General features: G+C 58.0%; 6 protein-coding genes. All 6 read left to right on the top strand.

Annotation, left to right across the window (positions count from 1 at the left end; genetic code table 11):
- Positions 1–223: 223 nt before the first annotated feature.
- The 6 genes from HP435_RS21350 to HP435_RS21325 all read left to right on the top strand — a co-directional run bounded on the left by HP435_RS21350 (position 224) and on the right by HP435_RS21325 (position 17,840).
- Positions 224–1,012, top strand: coding sequence for a thioesterase II family protein (locus HP435_RS21350; RefSeq protein ID WP_173596781.1), 789 nt, complete (start codon positions 224–226; stop codon positions 1,010–1,012).
- Positions 1,009–1,788 carry a 4'-phosphopantetheinyl transferase family protein gene (locus tag HP435_RS21345; protein ID WP_173599901.1) on the top strand — a complete coding sequence of 260 codons (780 nt, stop codon included), beginning with the start codon at positions 1,009–1,011 and terminating at the stop codon, positions 1,786–1,788. Before HP435_RS21350 ends, HP435_RS21345 begins: the two co-directional genes overlap by 4 nt.
- Positions 1,789–2,110: 322 nt before the next feature.
- Complete coding sequence (locus HP435_RS21340) at positions 2,111–5,107, top strand: salicylate synthase (RefSeq protein ID WP_173596782.1); 2,997 nt, start codon at positions 2,111–2,113, stop codon at positions 5,105–5,107.
- Positions 5,108–5,138: 31 nt separating this feature from the next.
- A complete protein-coding gene (locus HP435_RS21335; protein WP_173599902.1) occupies positions 5,139–14,219 on the top strand; it encodes a non-ribosomal peptide synthetase in 9,081 nt (3,026 codons plus the stop codon).
- 151 nt (positions 14,220–14,370) lie between these two features.
- The gene (locus HP435_RS21330) at positions 14,371–15,501 is read left to right on the top strand and encodes a saccharopine dehydrogenase family protein (protein WP_173599903.1); all 1,131 of its coding nucleotides are present in this window, start codon (positions 14,371–14,373) and stop codon (positions 15,499–15,501) included.
- Complete coding sequence (locus HP435_RS21325; RefSeq protein WP_173599904.1) at positions 15,498–17,840, top strand: bifunctional Gfo/Idh/MocA family oxidoreductase/class I SAM-dependent methyltransferase; 2,343 nt, start codon at positions 15,498–15,500, stop codon at positions 17,838–17,840. The genes HP435_RS21330 and HP435_RS21325 overlap by 4 nt, the downstream gene beginning before the upstream one ends.
- The last annotated feature ends 12 nt before the right edge of the window (positions 17,841–17,852 follow it).

Here is a 17,852-nt window from a genome sequence, read left to right as displayed (position 1 = left end):
TGGAAGGGGATGAGTGAATCCTCCCGATTGTAAAAAAATGACTGTGAACGACCTAAGGCGAGAACGAGAGAGGAAGCAAGCCCTGATCTGGCGAAAAAGCAGCCAAATGGACATTGTATAAATTTGTAAAAGGTGATAATCGTTATCATGCTTGTTACGTAAGCAATGGACGAATGGCGCACGACATAGCTGACCGTCTGTAAAACCGAATGGAGGAATGACTATGGACATGGTGAAACCGGCTGAGAGATGGCTGCTTGCCGAGCCTGATCAACACGACCAAATCCGCCTTTTTTGCTTCCCTTTTGCCGGGGGAGGAGCATCGATTTACAGGGGATGGGCGCAAGAGCTGCCCGCAGGAGTAGGGGTGTACCCGATTCAGCTTCCTGGCCGAGAAAACAGGCTGATGGAATCTGCCATCCGCGAGATGGATACGCTGGTTGCGGCGATTAGCCAGGCGATTCAGCCTTACCTGGATCGGCCGTTTCTTTTTTTCGGGCATAGCTTGGGCACAAAAATTGCGTTCGAGCTGGCGCGCTCCGTCCGCAGAAACTGGCAGCTTGCGCCAAGCCGTTTGATTGTGTCAGGGGCTCGTGCTCCGCATATTCCGGAGCCGAATCCGCTGTACCATTTGCCGCAGGAACTGTTCGTCGAGGAGCTGCGGCGGTTTGCCGGGACACCGGAGGCGATTTTGCGCAGCAAAGAGCTGATGGAGCTGTTCATGCCGCTGTTGCGCGCAGATTTCACGCTGGACGACACGTATTTGTTCAAAGAGGAGCCGCCGCTCGAATGTCCGATCTCTGCTTTTTGCGGCACACATGACCGAGAGGCGAGCGAGGAGGAAATGGCGGCTTGGGCGCAACATACGGCTGGCGACTTTACGATGAGCATCATCGAAGGCGAGCATTTTTTCCTGACGACGAACAGAGAGGAACTGTTGCGGCAGCTCTCCCCGATTTTGGCGGGGCATCTGAAAATGGCAGGGAACGAAGCAGCAAGTGAGCGGAGATGAGGTCAACCGCCGATAACGCTCGCCCGAAAGTGATCGTGGCGGAGTGGCAAATGGATCGTCATGCCGATCGGACAGCTCTGCAACTTGCAGAAGCGGAGCTGCACATTTGGCTGGCGCACGTCCCTGCCTTTCGCGGGAAGGAACATGCGCTGCGCGAGGCGCTGACCCAAGAAGAAGTCGAGCGGATGGAGCGGTTTTATTTTGCGGCGGATCGGGAGCGATTCGCCGTCGCCCATGCCCTCGTGCGTTCCTTGTGCGGGCGCTATGAAGACATGCCTGTCGAGCGCGTCCAGATTGCGGCGGATCATCGCGGGAAGCCCGAACTGCGCACAGAGCGCAGAGCAGGGAAGCTCGCGTTCAACCTGTCCCATTCCGAAGAGCTGGTTGCGGCTGTCTTTGCGAGAGGGCGCAGCGTGGGGATTGACGTGGAATGGATTCGGGACATACCCGAATGGCCGCAGTTGGCGCAGCAATTCCATCCCGTCGAGCAGAAGCTGCTGCATGCGGCTGCCGCCGGGAATCAGCAGCAAATGTTTTTCGACTGCTGGGCGCGCAAGGAAGCGTTTGTCAAGGCGACGGGGGAGGGCTTGTCACGCCCCCTCGATTCTTTTTGGATTGCAGAGGATGGCGAGCAGGGGATTTTTCGCGTAAATGGAGAGGGAGCAGCTCGGAATACATGGACGATTTTGGATTTCAGCGCGGCAGCAGGATATTCCGCGGCGATTGCTTTTGATCAGGGAGAACAGCAGATACATCCGGTGTTTTTGCGTGTCTAGCCGCTGAGAAAAACCGTGTGGAAACGAGAAACTTCTATTATACATATCAACTTGCTTGGTTTTTGAAAGTCCTTATTTTTATGTAAGTAAATGTAAAATCATCCCCGAGAAATGAAGGAAACGGGAGAAAGTGGAAGAAAATGCGCCGTTTCCTTCCAAAATGTAGAAAAAATAGACTACATAAGGAATTGACAATGAGAATCAGTATCAATATTTTGGTTGGTAGACAAACCAGCATGACCGACAGCGAATTTGGCAATGACCTGCATCATTCGGCTTGGGGTACGGACATACACCCGCGGCTATCTTGGAGGAGGAACGAATGAGAGCAAGCACCGATTGGTTTGAGCAAGCAGCAGAAACGTATGTACAACGCGGGTTTTGGGAGCCGTTGACTCTGGGGGAGCAACTGCGCCGCTGGGCGGAAAAGTATCAGGACAAGGTGGCGTTGGTCGAGGATGAAGCGAGACTGACTTATCAGGAGCTGGATGCGAAGGCAGATGCGCTTGCCTCTGGCCTGTACCGCATGGGCATCCGCAAAGGCGACAAAGTCGCGGTCCAGCTTCCGAACCGGACTGCTTTTGTCCTGACATGCTTTGCCCTGTTTCGCATCGGGGCAGTGCCGATTCTCGTATTGCCTGCCCACAGGGAGGCGGAACTGGACGGGATTTTTTCGCTCGCTAAGCCCGTTGCCTATATTATTCCCACCACGTTTCTGGGCTTTGACTATACAAAGCTGGCGGAACATTTGGTCAAAAAACACGCGTGCGTGCAGTTCGTTTTGACCGATGGAGAAAGCGGCATCGGCACGAATCTGGCGACGATCAGCGGCCCGCCGATGTTGTTCGACGGCCCGGCTTATACAGATACGGCATTGTTGCTGTTGTCGGGCGGTACGACAGGCACGCCAAAACTGATTCCGCGCACACACACCGACTACGCCTACAATGCGCGAGCAATGGCAGCTCGCTGCGAGCTGACGGACGAGAGCGTCTATCTCGCTGTTCTGCCGATCGCGCACAATTTTCCGCTGTGTTGCCCTGGCATTCTCGGCGCGTTTTCGGTCGGCGGCAAGGTTGTGTTGTGTCAAACGACCAGCTGCGATGAAGCTTTTCCGCTGATTGAAAAAGAAAAAGTGACGATTACGGCATTGGTGCCTGCGCTTGTCAACGTCTGGCTGGAAGTTCTGGAATGGGATACGGAGAGCGATTTGTCCAGCCTGAAAGTGTTGCAGGTGGGCGGCTCGATGCTCGATGACAAGGTGGCTGGCCGCATCATGCGGGAGTGGACGTGCAAGCTCCAGCAAGTGTTCGGAATGGCGGAAGGCTTGATTTGCGGCACGTCGCTGGGCGATTCCGACGAAGTCATCATGACGACCCAGGGGCGTCCGATTTCCGAAGCAGACGAGGTACGGATCGTCGATGAGAACGGAGACGATGTGGCACCAGGTGAATACGGAGAGCTGATCGTCCGCGGGCCGTACACGATTCGCGGGTACTACCTGGCACCGGAACAAAATCGCGAAAGCTTCACGGAAGACGGCTTTTACCGCTCGGGAGACAAAGCGCGGTTCACGCCGGAAGGCAATATCCAGGTAGGCGGACGGATCAAGGAAATGATCAACCGCGCGGGCGAAAAAATCATGCCAGCCGAAGTCGAGTCGTACTTGCGTCTCCACCCGGACATCAGGGATGCCGCTCTGATTACACTGCCTGATTCCACGCTGGGGGAGAGAAGCTGCGCATTCGTCATCACGGACAATCCGGAGTTGACGCTGGCGGATATTCACGCCTTTTTCCAGGAGAAGGGCGTTGCGCGCTACAAAATGCCTGACCAGTTGGAATTTGCGCACAGCTGGCCGCTGACCAGTGTGGGGAAGGTCAATAAAAACAAGCTCAAGGAGATGGCTATGGCGAAACAAGTGGAGGCAACTGCGCCGATCAACACTTATCGGGAAGAAACGTTTGCTTTTGCAGGAGATGTTCATTTGGCGGCGGCAGAAATCGTCGAGCGTGGACTTTTTGAAGATTATGTACTCTACGAAAACGGGGATGAGCTGTCGATCGGAATGGGCATCCACGCTCTGGCTACCGTAGATGCGCAGCAGACGAAAATGGTTTGCGGCGGAGAGACGGCAACCTACGAAAACGCAGAGCTCGGCGAGACGATCGAACGAGCCTTCGCCGCTGTGCCGCTGGCCGACTGGCGCGCATACGGCACCGTGAACTTCGGCATGGCCCGTTACTACAACGGACTGCCGCTTGCTACCGAAGACCCGAATCTGCTCAAGCTGTTCATTCCGCAAGCAGAGGTGCGATTCCACAAGGGCGAGGTGCTTTTGCGGACGCTTGCAAAAGAGCACAGCGAGCAACTGGGGCAGCTTTTGCGTGAAGTGTTCGCGGAGTTGGCTGGCAAAGCACCGCAGAGCAGTCTGGCAGAGCGCGCAGGAAAAGAAAAGCTGGCTGTTCCGCAGGCAGATACGCACGGGGCAGAGACGTACATGCAGGGAGTTGCGGAAGCGGTTCGGGAAATTTCCGAGCGCAAATACCACAAGGTCATTTTGTCCAGAAAAATTCCGGTGTCCGAAGAGCTGGACATGGTTGCGAGCTACGTCGCCGGGCGCAGAGTCAACACTCCGGCACGTTCGTTCCTGGTTCGTCTGGAAGGGATGAATGCGGCGGGCTTCAGTCCGGAAACGGTTGTCGAGGTGGACAGCGAAGGCTGGGTCAGCACTTATCCGCTGGCGGGCACGCGTTCCAAAGGGGGCAGCGAAGCGGAGAGCGACAAGCTGAAAGCAGAGCTGCTCAACGATCCGAAAGAAATTGCCGAGCACGCCGTTTCGGTCAAGCTGGCTTTTGAAGAGATGAGGAGCGTCTGCGACGCTTCGACGATCTTGTTGACTGATTTCATGACCGTGGCGAGCAGAGGAACGGTGCAGCATATCGCTTCCAGGCTGAAAGGAAAACTCATGGAAGGCCGCAATTCTTGGCATGCGTTCCGGGCGCTGTTCCCGGCTGTGACGGCGTCAGGGATTCCGAAACGGGAGTCGATCGAAGCGATCGGCAGACTGGAGAGCGTACCGCGCAATTTGTACAGCGGATGCGTCATGACGTATGACGAGAGCGGAGCGATGGACGCGGCGCTCGTGCTGCGGACGATCTACCAAAAAGACGGCCAAGCGTGGCTACATGCCGGGGCTGGCGTAGTCGAAATGTCGCTGCCTGAGCGCGAACTGGAAGAGACGCGCGAGAAGCTGAGCAGTTTTTCCCGTCAGCTCGTCATGGCGAGCCGCGAGCTGGAGGCCGTGAAGCAACAATAGGGGCACTTTTGACAGAAAGGAGGAAACCGTGATGAAGCAAGTGCTTGATGACAGCAATTCCGCGGGAGTGGCGGCTTCTCTGGGCTATGACGCGGTGCGCCGCCAGATTCAATCGATGCTGCCCGGGGCGGTCGAGTTTGCTGACGAACAAAACCTGATTGAGCTTGGACTGAACTCCTTGCAGATGATGAGGATGGTCAACAAATGGCGCAAGGAAGGGGCGAAGGTGACGTTTGCCGAACTGATCGCCTCCCCGCGCCTGGGAGATTGGTGGGCGCTTTTGCAAAAAAGCAGCCAGAGAGCGACGGAGCCAGCGAATGCCAAAGCGAGTCAGGCAAAGCCGCAGACCGCAGAAGCAGGGAAGGCGCCGTTTGCCTTGACAGACGTGCAGTACGCGTACTGGATTGGCCGCCAGGATGATCAGCCGCTTGGCGGAGTGGGCTGCCACGCCTATCTGGAGATCGACGGAACTGGCGTAGAGCATGGGCGACTTTTGGCAGCGTGGCAAAAAGTGCTGCGCGGCCATCCGATGCTGCGCGCCAGGTTTCTGGCAGATGGGCGGCAAGAGGTGCTGGATGCGCCTTACGCAAAGGCAATCCCTGTCCACGATTTGCGTGCCCTTGCAGAGCACGAGCAAGAACAGGAGCTTATGCGCATTCGCGAGCGGATTTCCCACCGCAAGCTGGCGGTCGAGCTTGGCGAAGTGGCCGGATTGGAGCTGAGCCTGCTCACGGGTGACCGGACTCGTCTGCACTTTGACCTCGATCTGCTCGTCGCTGACGTCCAAAGCTTGCACATCATCCTGCGCGATTTGGCAGCTGCCTACGGGCGCGAGCTTGATCCTGCGGCGCCTGCCGAGTGGAGCTTTGCCCGCTATTTGCAGCAAGAGTCAGAGCGAAGAGCGGCTGATGTGGAACAGGCTGCCCGTTACTGGCACGACAGGCTGCTGACGTTGCCGGGAGCGCCTGGCCTGCCGCTTGCCGTGAAGCCGGAAATGGTCAAGTCGCCTGTTTTCGTGCGAAGAACGCATCGACTGGATGAAACGGACTGGATGCGCCTGCAAAAGCGGGCGCAATCGCACAAAGTCACGCCTGCGATGGTTTTGCTGACAGCCTATGCGGAAGTGCTCGATCGCTGGAGCACGCACTCGGAATTTTTGATCAACATTCCGCTGTTTGATCGCCAAGCCAGTGAGCCGGGGATTGAGGAAGTCGTCGCTGACTTCACCAATTTGCTGCTGCTTGCGGTCGACATGAAGCAGCCGGAGTCGTTTTTGCAGCGGGTGCATGCCATCCAGTCGCGCTTCCACGAGGATGTGGCCCACGCAGCTTATTCAGGCGTGCAGTTGCAGCGTGAGCTTGCCCGCGTTCGCCAGGGAGAGCGCGATTTCGCTCCGGTAGTGTTCGCGTGCAATTTGGGGACGCCGCTGATCAACGAGGAATGCCGCGATACGTTGGGCGAGCTTTCCTACATGATCTCGCAGACGCCGCAAGTATGGCTCGATTTCCAGTCGTACGAAATGAACGGGGGATTGCTGCTGGCGTGGGACGCGGTCGAAGAGTTGTTCCCTGCTGGCATGATCGACCAGATGTTTGCCGCTTTTGGCAAGCTGATGGATTGGCTGGTTGCCCCGGAAAACGACTGGCAGGCAGCGCCGCAATGTTTGCCTGATCTCGCCAAGCAGAGACAGGAGCCAGCGGACGAGCACGCTGCGCCGTTTGCGCCGCAATGTTTGCACGAAGCCTTTTTCCGCAATGCCGGACAAAATCCGCAAAGCACGGCGCTTATTGACGGGAACGGCGCAACGCCCCTGACGTATGGCGAACTGGCAAAAAGAGCCTTGCAGGTCGCGGCTTTTCTGAGCGGGCAGGGCATTGCGAACGGCGAGCCAGTGGCGGTCAGCTTGCCGCGCGGGTTTGAGCAAATCGTGGCCGTGCTCGGCATTATGGCGACTGGCGCATGCTACGTTCCGGTGGGGATCGGGCAGCCAGCGAGCAGACGCGAGCGGATTTTTGCCAAAGCAGGCATTCGCTTCGCCCTGACCGATGCCGAACACGCTGCCAAGCTGGAGTGGCCGACCGGGTCGCAAGTCTTGACGGTGGCGGATGCGCAAAAAGCCGAAGCGCTGGCTGAGCCTGTAACGGCAGCGGTCGACAGTCTGGCGTACATCATCTTCACGTCCGGTTCCACAGGCGAGCCAAAGGGAGTGGAGATCAGTCACGCCGGGGCGTGGAATACGATTTGCGAGATTAACAGGCGCTATCAGGTCACGTCTTCTGACCGTGTACTGGCCGTGTCTTCGCTCGATTTCGATTTGTCTGTTTACGATGTGTTCGGACTTTTGGCGGCAGGCGGTTCCATCGTCTTGATCGACGAGGAATCCAGACGGGATGCGAGCAAGTGGGCGCAGCTTGTCCAAGAGCACCAGATTACGCTCTGGAACTCGGTGCCTGTGCTACTCGATATGCTGCTGATTGCAGCGAAAAGTGCGGGACATGGGCCGTTGCCGATTCGACTGGCGATGCTGTCAGGCGATTGGATCGGACTCGATTTGCCAGGGCGGCTGAAAGAAGCAGCGCCAGCGAGCGAGCTGGTGGCGATGGGCGGTGCGACAGAAGCGTCGATCTGGTCGAATGCGCACGACGTCAAGCTGCCGCTCCCTGCTCAGTGGACTTCGATTCCGTATGGACGTCCATTGGCGCGCCAGTCTTATCGCGTGGTGGACACAAAAGGCCGGGATTGCCCGGACTGGGTGGCTGGCGAGTTGTGGATTGGCGGAGCGGGCGTGGCGCTCGGCTATCGCGGCGATGCCGAGCTGACAGCAGAGCGCTTCGTAAATGGGCAGGGCGGCCGCTGGTACCGCACAGGCGACTTGGGACGGTACTGGCCGGACGGAACGATTGAGTTTCTCGGACGCAAAGACTTCCAGGTGAAAATCAGGGGTCACCGGATCGAGTTGGGCGAAATCGAGACAGCGTTGAAGCAGCATCCGGGCGTGCGGGATGCGGTCGTTTCCGCTGTAGGCGATCCGCGTGGCAATCGTCATCTGGTAGGCTATCTCGTTGCCGATCGGGCAGCCGATGCCGGGCTGTTTGAGCGGATGGAAGCGGAGCCAGCCTTCCAGGAAGCGGTGTGGACGAGTCTGCTCGACTCGGCAAAAGATCAGGCCGAGCAGTGGCAAGGCGATCCGGACATCCAGACCCCGGAAGCTTTCGCAGCTTTTTGGGCGTATCTGGAACAACTGGCTGTCCGGTATATGTGCAAAGCATTGAAGCAAGCAGGCGCAAAGCTTGCTCCTGGCAGCAGCTTTACCCTCGATGAACTGATGCAGCAATGCGGCATTTTGGAACGGTATCGCGCCCTTGTCCAGCAATGGCTGAACTCGCTTGCGGAAGAGGGACTTGTCCAAAAAGGCGAAGCGGATACATACGTCATGGTCGGCGAGATTCGCGCCGAATGGTTCGAGCCGCCTGTGGCGAGTGAAGCGCCGGCTGGATGGGAGGCGTATGCCGAAGCACTGCTTCTGTATTTGCAAAAGCTGGACGGCGCCCATGCCGGGCTGTTGACCGGAGCGGTGGACCCGCTGACCCATTTCTTCACCACGGAGCCAGGTCTTGCTCCGCGAGAGCTGTTGCAGACGCTTCCTTTTGCCCAAGAAAGAGATCGCCTGGCGCAGCTGATGCTGAAACAGTTGGCTGCGCCGTTTGCCGAAAGCGGAAAGCCGCTGCGCATCTTGGAGATCGGGGCGAGAAGCGCGGATTTGACCGAGGCTTTCCTGGCGGTCCTGCCTGAAGAGGTAGTCGCGTATACGTGCACAGACCAGTCGACCTTCTTCATGCAGGAGGCGAAGAGCAGATTCGGCAAGCTGCCTCATGTGCAATGCCAGTTGCTCGACATGGAAAAAGACCCGCTTGTTCAAGGGTACGAGGCCCATCAATACGATGTCATCATCGCTGCCGATTCGTTGCATCGGGCGCGGGATATCGGAGTGGCGCTCAGCCACGCGCAGTCGCTTTTGGTACCGGGCGGCGTGCTGCTCATGCTGGAGCTGACGCGCGACAGCCGTTTGCAGCAGGTCAGTACGGCATTTTTGGAGGACGGCTTCACCGGGTTGCAAGACGAGCGTCGCCATGACCAGAAGCCGCTTTTGGCACAAGCTGCGTGGCAGCGCGTGTTGAAGCAGTCGTTTGCACAAGTAGCGGCGTTTCCGAACGAGCGCGACGCGGCGAATGTGTTTGGACAGCACGTAATAGTGGCGCAAGCCCCCGGGCATGGACAGCGCTTCAATCCGCTGCGGCTGGCTGACTTCCTGAAGCACAAACTGCCTGATTACATGGTGCCGACCGCGTTCCTCCTGCTGGATGCGTTGCCGCTGTCGGCAAACGGAAAAGTGGATCGCCAGGCATTGCCTGCGCCGGACAGTTTGACGCGGACGAAAGCGGAGAAAGCGTTCGCCGCACCGCAAACGCCGCTGGAAACAGAGATGGCCGCGATTTGGTGCCAGCTTTTTGGCGTCGAGCGAGTGGGCATGACCGACAACTACTTCGAGCTGGGCGGGGATTCGCTTCTGGCGACGCGGCTTGCTGCGTTGGTGCGCAGCCGCATCGGCGTGGAACTTTCGCTGGGCAAAATTTTTGACAAGCCGACGATTGCCGAACTGGCGGCGCACGTTCAGGCGGTGCTCGAAGAAAACGGGCAACAGGCGCAGACAACCGCTGTCTGGCCGCAAATTGTGCCTGCCCCTGAGCAGAGAGAGCAGCCGTTTGCGCTGACGGACATCCAGCAGGCGTACTGGCTGGGCCGCAGCGGCGTTTACGCTCTGGGGAATGTGTCGACGCATTGCTATTTCGAGATCGACGGGCAAAATCTCGACCTGGAGCGGATCAACGCAGCTTGGCAGCGCTTGATCGACCACCATGAAATGATGCGGGCAGTCGTTTTGCCAAACGGCTTGCAGCAGCAAATTTTGCCGCAGGTGCCGCGCTACCAGATTGCGATCACGGACTTGCGCGAGCAGCCAACGGAGATCATGGAGGAAGAACTGCTGGCGATTCGCGAGGAAATGTCGCACCAGGTGCTTGCGCCTGACGTCTGGCCGCTGTTTGACGTGAGGGCATCCCGCTTGCATGACGGTCGGGTTCGCTTGCATATCAGCTTCGACAACCTGATTTTCGATGGCTGGAGCATGTTCCACCTCCTGAGCGAATGGACGCGGCTCTACCATGAGCCGGACGCGCCGCTCGCGAAGCTCGATCTGTCCTTCCGCGATTACGTTCTCGCACTGGAGGAGTTGAAGTCGTCAGCGCTGTACCAACGCGACTTGGACTACTGGACAGCGCGTTTGGATGACTTGCCGCAAGCTCCGCAGTTGCCGCTCGCGCAAAATCCCGACACGATGACCGCACAGCGGTTTGAGCGGTTGGAAGCGAAGCTGGATCGCCACAAATGGCGGAAGTTGAAGGAGCGCGCAGCCGAGTTTGGGCTGACCCCATCGGGCATTTTGCTGACGGCGTATGCCGAGACGCTCGGAGCGTGGAGCAGAAGCTCGCGTTTTACGATCAACTTGACGCAGTTCAACCGTCTTCCGCTGCATCCGCAGGTGCATGCGCTCGTCGGAGACTTCACCACCTTGACGCTTTTGGCTGTGGAGCTGTCCAAAGGGGCGACTCTGCTGGAACGGGGCCGCAATTTGCAGCAGCAGCTGTGGCGCGACCTGGATCATCCGCTCGTGGGCGGGGTGACCGTGCAGCGGGAGCTGGCGAGACGAAGCGGCGAGCATCACGGCGTTTCCATGCCAGTCGTCTTTACGAGCGCGCTTGGCGTAGATGAGTGGAGCGGCAGCGGGACGGACGGAAAATGGCTGGGCAAGCTCGTCTACAACATTACCCAGACCCCGCAAATTTGGCTGGATCATCAAGTCGTCGAGCAGGACGGCGAGCTTTTGCTCATTTGGGATGCCGTGGAAGGGCTGTTCCCCGCAGGCATGCTGTCTGACATGTTTGCCGCTTATTGCCAGCTTTTGCACCGCTTGACGGAAGAACAGGCCGCATGGCAAGAGACAGCGCCAAGCCTGATCGCCATTCCGCGACTGGAAGCAAGACGGGCGGCCAATGCCACCGACGCGCCGCTCACTGACGAGACGCTTGGCGGACTGTTTGCCAAGCAAGTCGCGGCCAAAGCGAACCAGCCAGCCGTCATTTCGGCGGAACGGACGCTGGCGTATGCGGAGCTGTCCCAACTGGCGAGCGTGATCGGCAAATGGTTGAAGCAGCATGGAACAGAGCCTGGCACGCTGGTCGGGATCGTGATGGAAAAAGGCTGGGAGCAGGTGGCCGCCACCTTGGGCATTATGGCAGCGGGTGCTGCGTACTTGCCGATTGATCCCGCTCATCCGGAAGAGCGGCGCGCCCAGCTGTTGCGTGACGGGCAAGTCCGCTTCGTGCTGACGCAATCATGGCTTGCGGAGCGATTGGGCTGGCCTGCCGATGTCCAGTGCCTGGCTGTGGATCGGGTCGAAGGCAGCGCCTCCAGCTTGCTGTCATTCCCTGAACGACCGGAAGATTTGGCGTACGTCATTTACACATCCGGCTCGACGGGAGCGCCAAAAGGAGTCATGATCGACCATCGCGGCGCGGTCAACACGATCCTCGACATAAACGAACGGTTTGCCGTAAGCACAACCGATAAAGTGTTGGCCCTGTCCAACCTGAACTTCGACTTGTCTGTGTACGACGTGTTCGGCTTGCTTGCCGCAGGCGGCACGATTGTAATGCCGGATGCCGCCAAAGCAAAAGACCCTGCGCATTGGATCGAATGGCTGGAAAAAGAGCAGGTGACCGTCTGGAACACGGTTCCGGCGCTGATGCAGATGCTGATCGAGTACGCTTCCGGCCAAAAGGCAAGCGTAGCGCCAAGCCTGCGTCTCGTCTTGTTGAGCGGAGACTGGATTCCGCTCGATTTGCCGGACAAAATCAAAGCCTACTTCCCGCATGCGCAAGTGATCGGGCTTGGCGGAGCGACGGAAGCGTCGATCTGGTCGAACTTTTACCCGATCGAGCAGGTCGAACCGGAATGGAAGAGCATTCCGTACGGACGCCCCATGCTCAACCAGCGCTTCCACGTGCTGAACGAATGGATGGGCGACTGCCCGGTTTGGGTGCCGGGGCAGCTGTACATTGCCGGGATTGGCCTTGCCAAAGGCTACTGGCGGGATGAAGAAAAAACGAATGACAAGTTCATCCGCCACCCGCGGACAGGCGAGCGCCTCTATCGCACAGGCGATTTGGGACGGTACTTGCCAGATGGCAATCTGGAGTTTCTCGGCCGGGAGGACTTCCAGGTCAAAATCAGAGGGCACCGGATCGAGCTGGGCGAGATCGAAGCAGTTCTCAAGCGCCAGAACGGCGTGAAGGAAGCGATCGTAGCCGTACCGGATGAATCAGGGGAAGAAAAGCGTCTCGTCGGCTACGTCGTCCTCGATGGCCAACAGGAAACCGAGCTGCTGGTGACAGCCAAAGCCGATCCGGCTGCGTGCTCGCTTCGCTTGCAGGAAATCAGCGAGTCGGGGAAAAAGCAGGCCGCCCGTATCCCGTCTGCCTTGGATGCGGAGATTGTGCAGACGTTCCTCGGCGAAGCGGAAGCGGTGAGCACCATGTACATGTGCCGAACATTGGAGCATATGGGTGTGTTCACCCGCGAGCAGGAGAGCTACTCCACGGCTGAGCTGATGCGACACTTGCAAATTCACCCGCGTTTCGAAAGCTTGCTGCAACATTGGCTGGAGGCGCTGCGCACAGAAGGGCTGCTGGAAAAAACAGAGGACGGCGTCTATCGTTGCGTCCGCTCCTTGAGTGACGCGATGCTCGACATTTCGTTCCGCACCGAGGCTGCCCAGGCGCTGGAAGCCGTTTATCGCCGGGATTATCCGCTCTTTATCGGACTGTTGACCGGAGAGCTTGACCCGCTAGAGCTGTTCCTGGCCGAAGAGGCGTTTCTCACTCCTGCCGCCCTGAGCCAATTTGATTTGACGCGCGACTACTACCACGGCCTGGCTGCACAGGTGCTCGGAACTATCGCAGACAGCCACCCCGCAGAGCGCGAGCTGCGCATCATGGAGATCGGCACGCGGGCTGGCAGCATGACTCAAGCGCTCGTATCGGTGTTGCCAGCCGAGCGAAGCAAGTATTTGTACGCAGACGAGTCGACCTTCTTTACAGACAGGGCGAAGCAAGCTTTTGGCGAGGCGGAACCGCTTCAATACGGTCAGTTTGACATGAATCAGGCACCGCTTGCCCAAGGCTATGAGCTGCATTCCTTTGACGTGATCGTGGCGGATAACACGCTGCACCGTTCCCGTAACCTCGACGCGACACTGGACTATCTCAAAGCGCTCTTGGCGCCAGGAGGCATCCTGCTGCTCGTCGAGGCCACCCGCAACAGCCGTTTGCTGCTCACCACTGTCGGATTTTTCGAAGATGGCTTCTCCCATCTGGAGGACGAGCGAAAAGCAAGCAAGCTCCCGCTGCTCGCCGTCGGGCAATGGCAGAAGCTGCTGGACAAACACGGCTTTACGAGCGTCGAAGCGTTCCCGCAGGCCGGACAGACGGCGGAGACATTCGAGCGACATCTGCTCGTGGCGCAGGCCCCGCTTGCCGTGAAGCTGTTCCAGCCGGAGAAACTGGCGGATGCCGTGCGGCAAAACTTGCCGGACTACATGGTTCCGGCAGAGTTCGTACAGCTTGACCAGCTGCCGCTTTCCGCCAATGGAAAAGTGGACCGCAAAGCGCTGGCGCAGCTCGGCAAGAAGAAGACGAGTTCGCCAGGCAAAGCGCCTGCTGCCCTGGAAAGCGACACGCAGAAAATGATCGCCAGCATCTGGGGAGAAGTGCTTGGTTGCTCCGATATCGGCATCCACGACAACTTTTTCATGCGCGGCGGCGACTCCTTGCGCGCCATCCAGTGCCTGAACTTGTTGAAGGAACGGCATCAGGTGGAATTGTCCTTGCAGCATTTGTTTGAAGCACCGACGCTCGGACAGCTTGCCGCGTTCATCGAGGCGAATGCAACCGATGCCGAGCAGCCGGATATGAACTACGACGAGGGAACCATTTAGGAAAAGAAAGCCTGCCAAGCATCAAATTGAGCGAAGGATAGCTCACCAGCAAAAAAGGCAACACGGGCTGCGCACATGGGCGCAAAAGGGCGCAGCCCGGCTTTTTTTGCCGGAATCGATGCAGCGAGCAGGCGAGAGAGGGAGAGAACACGTGGAGAAAAAAACAATCGGCATTCTCGGCGCGACCGGAGTGGTTGGCGGCGCAGCTTTGGCGACAATTCTCACAGCTGCCGGGCATCGGGTCTTGCTAGGAGGACGGAATCCCGAGAAGCTTCGGGGACTGCTGGCGGGATGCGAGGACAGAGGCGATTTTTGGGAAGTGGACGTGTTCGACGCTTCCAGACTGGCTGATTTTTGCAGCCGCTGCGATATCGTGATCAACTGCGCTGGCCCTGCCAAGCAAGTGCTCGATAAAGTGGCTGTGGCGTGCCTGGAAAAAGGGGTTCACTACGTCGATGTATCCGGCGACGAGCATTTGTATCGGCTGCTGTTGACGAGAAAAGCGGAGATCGAGGCAAAAGGACTGCGCTTCGTCATCTCAGCGGGAGTGTACCCTGGCTTGTCAGAGATATTCCCTTCATACATAGCAGAGGAAGAGCTGGACAGCACCGAGCAGCTGGAACTGTTTTTTGCGGGTCAAGGCGATTTTTCCCTGAACGCTGCCTATGACATCGTGTGCAGCATCGAGGAAGACACGGGCTACGGGATGAGCTATTGCCGTGACGGAGAGGTGCGCAAAATCGACGGGCCTTTTCATAAAAGCTGCATGCTTCCCCAGCCAGCGGGCAAACGGGACACGTATCCCGTCCTGACCGAAGAATTTTGCCGGATGGCCCATGCCCATGAGATCAAGGCGGCTTACTTTTACAACAGCTATCAACATAGCGGCATCTTGAATCAGTTTGTCATGATCAAGGCTCTTCAGCAGTACAAAACCGAGGAGCAAAAGCAGCACTCTGCCAAGCTTTTGTTGCAGCAGTTCGCAGCCAAAAAGCCGAACGTAGACGATTACACGATGTTCCATCTGCATGCAGACGGACTTCGCGACGGCGCTCCCGTTCGGCTGACAGCGACGCTGTTGTACCGCGGTGACTGGAACCGTTTGTCGGGCATCGTGGCGGCGACGGTTGCCCAGCTCGTGACGGAAGAAGCGGACAAAAAAGCGGGCTGCTACTACGTATCCGAAGGCGTATCACAGGCAGCTTTGATTCAGGCGCTTTGCCGCCAAGGCGTGGAGCTTGCGCTTGAACGAAGCGAAAGAACAGCGGGAGGTGCCCGATGACTCAAAAAGCAAATCGCAAGCTGCGTGTTGTCGTATGCGGCACTCGTTTTGGACAGTTTTACTTGGAAGCAGTGCGGGCGCTGCCTGAGCAGTATGAACTGGTCGGCTTGCTGGCAAAAGGCAGCGAGCGTTCGCGACAGTGCGCCGAGCGTCTGGGTGTTCCCTTGTTTACAGAAGTGGGACAGCTTCCGGCCAATCTCGATCTCGCGTGCGTCGTTCTCCGCTCGACCGTGATGGGCGGACAGGGCACGAATCTGGCGCTGGAACTTTTGGAGCGCGGCATTCACGTCCTGTCCGAGCAGCCGATTCATCAAAAAGATTTGGCGGCGTGCCTGAAGCAAGCGCGGCAATCCGGCGTTTATTTCATGACGGGTGATTTGTATGTGCATCTTCCTGCGGTCCGGCGATTTATCGCTTGCGCCAAAGAACTGCTCGCCAAACAGCCTGCCTTGTACATCGAGGCTGCTTGCGCCACGCAAGTTTCGTATCCGCTGATGCACATTTTGCAAGAGGCGCTGCCGACGATCCGCCCGTGGAAGATCAACCATGTGATCAAAGACGAAGGGCCTTTTCAGGTGCTGATCGGACAGCTCGGCAAAATTCCGGTGACGCTTTTGGCCCACAATGAAGTCGACCCTGATGATCCCGACAATCATTTGCATTTGTTGCACAAAATTACGATCGGTACAGCAGGAGGGAGCTTGTCGCTCACGGATACACACGGTCCGGTCGTCTGGCAGCCGCGCCTGCATGTGCCTGATTTGCCGGATATTCACGGAACGTTGGTGGCCTCTCCGCCTGCCCATATGCTCGAAAGCAGCACAGAAGTGCTCGGGACGTGCGAGACGGCAAGCTATCGCGATATTTTGACCAAGCAATGGCCGCAAGCGATCGGGCGTGATCTGCTGGCGATGCGGGAGATGATTTTGGGCAACGTGGATCGGGCGGCGATCGACATGCGGGCGCAGCAGGAGCTGCTTTGCTCTCGCGGCTGGCAGGACTGGACGCAGGCATTGGGCTATCCGGTGCTGCGCGCAAACGGGAAGCATCAGCCGATTTCGCTGGACGTGCTGCGGCAGGCGGCTTTGCAGATTCCCGATGACCTGCCTGAACCGGAAGAGTCGACAGTTCAGGGGGGAGAGGCAAACCGCGATGTGTTTACGTGCTCGACGGTGGCGGAAAGCGAACTGGCAGGCGTGGATGCGGGAGTGGTGAAAGAAGGCGTAGAGCGTCTGGAGCAAGCTGCCCTGGCGTCCATGCTGTTGGCATTGCAATCGCAAGGGGCGTTAGCTGAGCCCGATAGGCGATACAGCAGCTCCGACATTTTTTCGCTCGCTCAAGTGGCACCGCGTCACGAACCTGTCATCTGGCGCTGGCTGCACGTTTTGCAAGACAAAAACTACATAGATGCCCGTGAAGATGCTTTTCAGTGCGGACAGCGGATGAGCCGGGAAGAGGTGGAACGCCGCTGGATGATGGCGAAGGAAGCGTGGAGTGGCAAGCTTGGTTCGCCACTTGTCATCGACTACCTGAAAAGCAACGCCGATCAGCTTCCCGCGCTGATGAATGACACTCAGCAAGCAGCTTTGCTGCTTTTCCCGGAAGGCCGGATGGATGTCGCCAACGCGCTCTACCGCGATACGCTCGTCGCCAAGTATTTGAACAAATCGGTTGCAGAGGCGGCGAGCCGCATCGCTTCCGGCAAACGTTCGCTGCGCATCTTGGAAGTAGGCGCAGGGACAGGAGCCACGACTGACGGCGTCGTCGCGCGCTTGCGACCGCTAGTTGCCAAAGGTTTGCGTGTCGACTACATGTACACGGACGTGTCCCACTTTTTCCTTGCGGCTGCCCGCCAGCGGTTCAAGGATTGCCCGTGGATGAGCTTTGCGGTGGTCGATATTGACAAAAATTTGTTTGAACAAGGTGTGGAGCCAGGGAGTGTAGATATCGTCGTGGCGGCTGGCATGCTGAACAATGCCCGCGACACGGATCAAATCATTCGCAGTCTGATGGAGAGTCTGGTGCCTGGCGGGTGGATGCTCATTACCGAGCCGACCAGAGAATTTACGGAAATGCTGATCTCCCAGGCGTTCATGATGACGCCTCCTGTCGATGATCGGAAACAGACGCAATCGACCTTCATGACTGTTCAGCAGTGGCGCGATGTGTTTCATGGCGCTGGTGTGGGCGAGCTTGCGGTGCTGCCCGGCGAAGATCATCCGCTGGCTTTGCTCGGCCAGAAGCTGTTTGTCATCCAAAAAGGCCAAGAGGCAGAAAAAACGGAGCGGGAACTGGTTTTCACCGACAACTGCAACGATATGGCCAAGCTGACCAAATAGGAGTGTGTGCAA

Origin of the sequence: Brevibacillus sp. HD3.3A (assembly GCF_013284375.2) — a bacterium.
Taxonomy (GTDB): domain Bacteria; phylum Bacillota; class Bacilli; order Brevibacillales; family Brevibacillaceae; genus Brevibacillus; species Brevibacillus parabrevis.
This window is presented reverse-complemented; position numbering and strand designations above follow the sequence as displayed.